The sequence below is a fragment of the Oleiphilus sp. HI0123 genome (genome assembly GCF_001635315.1).
Genome location: NZ_LWGE01001533.1, coordinates 1 through 4,215 on the forward strand (window position 1 = coordinate 1; position 4,215 = coordinate 4,215).

General features: G+C 43.0%; 4 protein-coding genes and 1 pseudogene. All 5 read right to left on the minus strand.

Annotation, left to right across the window (positions count from 1 at the left end; all coding sequences use genetic code 11):
- Positions 1–419: 419 nt before the first annotated feature.
- Complete coding sequence (locus tag A3761_RS20405; protein ID WP_068553128.1) at positions 420–1,283, minus strand: DUF4892 domain-containing protein; 864 nt, start codon at positions 1,281–1,283, stop codon at positions 420–422.
- Entirely contained in the window at positions 1,264–2,136 is an 873-nt protein-coding gene (locus tag A3761_RS20410; protein WP_068513671.1) for an alpha/beta fold hydrolase, read from the minus strand. The genes A3761_RS20405 and A3761_RS20410 overlap by 20 nt, the downstream gene beginning before the upstream one ends.
- Positions 2,137–2,161: 25 nt before the next feature.
- Positions 2,162–2,932: a TatD family hydrolase gene (locus tag A3761_RS20415; protein WP_068508560.1), complete on the minus strand. Its 771-nt coding sequence runs from the start codon at positions 2,930–2,932 to the stop codon at positions 2,162–2,164.
- 114 nt (positions 2,933–3,046) lie between these two features.
- The gene (locus A3761_RS20420; protein ID WP_068513675.1) at positions 3,047–3,397 is read right to left on the minus strand and encodes a PilZ domain-containing protein; all 351 of its coding nucleotides are present in this window, start codon (positions 3,395–3,397) and stop codon (positions 3,047–3,049) included.
- 162 nt (positions 3,398–3,559) lie between these two features.
- Positions 3,560–4,215: pseudogene (locus A3761_RS20425) on the minus strand (hypothetical protein); the annotation flags it as partial.

Here is a 4,215-nt window from a genome sequence, read left to right on the forward strand (position 1 = left end):
TTAAGGGTTGGTTAAGTGCAGACGTTACAGTCGCCTCACCAATTCCAAGAGCGAAAACAGACTCAGCAATCAATACACCGAGTAGTGATAGAGCAAAGGCCAGCTTGCGTATCATCACTTATTATCCTTTATTATTTCTAACTTAAAAAAACAGTTCACTTATCTACTACCTTATAAAACTCTTCTACTCTACTCACACAAACAGGCATAGCCCATAAAACAAGGTATACAGGTAAAGAGGATTTTTTAAACACTGTAGATTAAGAAACCGCCACATTTTATTGCTTTTATTGGAAAAAATTCTGCAATATCCAATAAAGTATTGTTTAAACAAGCAGAATTATCAACAAATCTTTGTGTTTAGATTTGTTAAGTTTAAGTTTCATAAAAATGCACAACGAATACTGAACAATTAACGATCAATACGCATACAACCTGAACCAAACAGGAAGCTTTTCAAACGAAGGCTCTCCATGCAATGGCCCAAGTACTCGAAGCGTGATAGGTAATTTGGCTTGCCCTAGGGATTTACTTAACACTGCTACCTGAACCTCACCTTTTGTACGCAACTGATCCCAAAGCACTTTGGTTGGCTTCAGTTCTTGATCTGCATAGACAACCAAATATAGCTCAGAGGCTTCTACCGACTCAATATACCGGGCTATTGCCTCCGCTTGGTTTTTCGTAACATCACCCTCGCCCATGGAAGACCCGTTAAGCCAGACACCAACTGGCTCCGCATAATCCCCATCAGCAGCCGAGCTTTTGGTCACAGTCAGCTCATATATGAAACGCTGCCTAAGGCCATTCTGCACAAAATAGACGGCCGACCAGACTTCTTTCCCCTTACTGAGTGCCCTGCTTGCAACATAGTATTGATCACTATCACGGCCATACAGCTTATGCTCATCAAAAATTTTGTTCGCCCAGTAATTACTGCTGCCACAAGCGCGTTTTTTACACTGGAATAAGATTTCGCCTTTTACTGCTGCAGACTCCAGGTAATAATCAAAAGCCTGACTTAGCTCAACACCACTTTTGAGCCGATATAAACGTGACTCGACATCACCTGCAACAAACTCTTGCTTCTCGATACTCAAGGTATTACTGATGCGCTTCGGCGCGCTCAAAACGATCATCTGTTCAGAAGCTAAGCTTTCAACACTGCCCTCTAAAGAGACAGCCTTATAATTTTCCAAGCCTGAACTCAGCACATCCTGTACCAAGAAAAAAGATAGCAATAAAGTGAAAACCAGACTCTTTTTACTTATCGATAATTTCATCAATTAACTCCGCTGTTGCTGCAACATCACCATCCATGTGGAAGTGATGCCCACCTTCTAGGTCAAAGCGCGTAACATCCTTAAAATAAGATACCCGTTTTTGAGTCCTCTGAGCATCCGAGAAATACCCTTGTTTACCACATAAAACAAAGACCGGACATTCGATACCATTTAACACAACTTCAACTTGTTTTTCAGAAAACCGTACCATAGAAGGGGCTAGTAATTTCGGGTCTGAGCGCCAAATATAACCACCTTCTACCTCCTCTGTACCTCGCTCAATTAACAGCTGCGCTGCTTCTTTTGATACTTTTCCAATCCCCATCATTCGAACGCGAATAGCCATTTCTTTAGTTGGGTAAATGGTCTTTTTACTCTCTCGCGTCTGAGCAGCCTTTGCTACCGCTTTTTTAAGCTGTGGCAATACATTTTCTATTTCGTCTGTTAGAGGCCCTAAACTATCTAATAGAATTAGTTTATCAACCTTTTCTGGCATTGATGCAGCTAAAAACGAACACACAATCCCACCTAACGAATGACCAATCAAGGTAACTTTCTCGCCCGCATCATCAATCTGTTCGAGCACAGAATCTATAAACACGGCAATATCCACCACATTATCGACTAAATGATAAGACGACGAACTTGGCCTATGCTCGCTCCAACCATGCCCAGCCATTTCGACTGCATAGAAGGGACGATCTAGATTTAGGTAGTTGCATAGGGGTAGAAACGAAGCCGCATTGTCGAGCCATCCATGCAGTGCGATAACCGGCACACCATGACGTACACTATTTTTATAACCCGACAAACGCAATTTATCGGTTTGAATACTAAAAGGGCCTAACTCCATTCCATTCAACCTTTATGATAATTCGCTAGAGTCTAAACAGTTTCTTAAAGTTCTCACTTGTGACCTCAGCAACCTCTTCTACGCTGCAGCCCTTTAACTGTGCAATATATTTGGCAACCTCAGGTACATACTTAGGCTCATTTGGCTTGCCACGATACGGAACCGGCGCGAGATAAGGAGAGTCCGTCTCTATCAGCATGCGCTCTAATGGGACTCGCTTAGCAACATCCTTTAGCTCTACAGCATTCTTAAACGTAACAATACCTGAGAATGAGATATAAAAGTTATGATCCATCGCTCTGGAGGCCATATCCCAATCTTCAGTAAAACAATGCAGCACTCCCGCGACATCAGGGGCTGAGTATTGGCCAATGAGGTTTAGCGTATCTTCCTTCGCATCTCTAGTATGAACAATAATTGGTTTTCGACATTCTTTACTGGCAATTAAATGACGCTTGAATCTTTCCAGCTGAAGATCTTTATGCTCCAGGCCATAATAGTAATCCAGCCCCGACTCTCCAATCGCAATGACTTTTTCACGCTCAGCAAGCGATAATAGGCGTTCAATAGTGGGCTCTTCACAATCGGTACTACCTGGGTGCACGCCAACCGAAGCATAGACATCGGGAAATTTAGCTGCAATCTGAAGCACTTCTTCAATATGCTCCAGGTCAATTGCGACACAAAGCAATTTGTCTACAAGGTTTTCTTTGGCAGCTGAAATTGCAAGCGACAAGTCGCCTTCATATGGAGCTAATTTCAGACGATCAAGGTGGCAGTGGGAGTCAATAAACATGAAAATCAAGCGCGCTCTTGTTACAACGATAAAGCCGCACATACTAACTAAAAATGCGTATCTATGCGACTCACTTGAAGAATCGTATCAAGAAATTGGGGCACCCCCCTATTATTACATACTATGTGTAGGACGATCTGAGCTTAAAGAGCCTGCCAGGTAGGTTTCAATCTTGTTTTTGGCAGTAGCATCTTCTTCGTTAAACTGAACACCGATGCCCGCTGCTCGATTACCCTGAGCACCCTTAGGAGTCACCCAGATAACCTTCCCAGCTACCGGGATTTTTTCAGGTTCTTCCATTAGATTTAACAGCAAAAACACCTCATCGCCAAGATGATAGTTTTTTGCGGTAGGTATAAATAGTCCGCCGTTTTTAATGAACGGCATATAGGCGGCATATAAAACAGCTTTATCCTTGATTGTTAGGGTAAGGATACCACTACGCGCCCCAAATCCTGCTGACATACAATTCTCTTAACAATAACGCGCCCGTACAAACACTTGAATACAAAGCACTAATTGGTCGTTGCACCCACTGTAACCCGAACAGTTTCGAGTAGTATTAAGGTGATATATCTTCAGTATAGGCAAGCAATTGAAAATTGCTTCACACTTTTGAGATCTTTATTAAACCGTTCTTTTAGCCATTAAGCCAGCCCATTGGTTCAATAAAAACTCAAACACCAGCTGCTTGTTAGGATTGCTTGTACCGAGCAACAAACGCAGTTGATCCAAGGCACTTTTGTATAAATCAAGTAACTGAGCCTCGGTCGAAACCTTAGCCAAATGGTCGATCATTTTTGCCGCCGCAAGTCCTTCAGTGGAAAAGCTGGCCAACTTGACCTTTAAAACGAGCTCCAACCATTGAATCATCCACTCTACACGTAGAATCGACAAATCATCGCTCCACCTTTCAGCCAAAACAAGGGCCAAAACATCTTTACGAAGAAAGCTAGCCATTTCTTCTAGCATACGTTGATTTTCTTCAAGCGCGCCCGTTTTAACGTACTCCAAAGCTCTTAGCGGGGCTTGGGCCGCCAGCGCTAAAACCGAGTCTAACTCAGCTCCAGACAAGCTAAGCTCGTCTTTGTTCAGCGCCGCTTCTAGCCACTGCTTCGCTGCAGACGTTTCAGGTAACGAAAAGTCAATCACCTGACAACGAGAACGAATCGTTGGAAGTAACTGCCCCGAGCTATGTGATACTAAGATAATAACGGAATCGCCACTCGGTTCTTCAAGGGTTTTCAATAGCGCATTCGCCGCATTATGATTAAGTGATTCTG

Coding starts and splice junctions, on each gene's coding strand:
- A3761_RS20405 (WP_068553128.1), bottom strand. CDS start 1,283: ATGAAATTATCGATAAGTAAAAAGAGTCTGGTTTTCACTTTATTGCTA.
- A3761_RS20410 (WP_068513671.1), bottom strand. CDS start 2,136: ATGGAGTTAGGCCCTTTTAGTATTCAAACCGATAAATTGCGTTTGTCG.
- A3761_RS20415 (WP_068508560.1), bottom strand. CDS start 2,932: ATGTTTATTGACTCCCACTGCCACCTTGATCGTCTGAAATTAGCTCCA.
- A3761_RS20420 (WP_068513675.1), bottom strand. CDS start 3,397: ATGTCAGCAGGATTTGGGGCGCGTAGTGGTATCCTTACCCTAACAATC.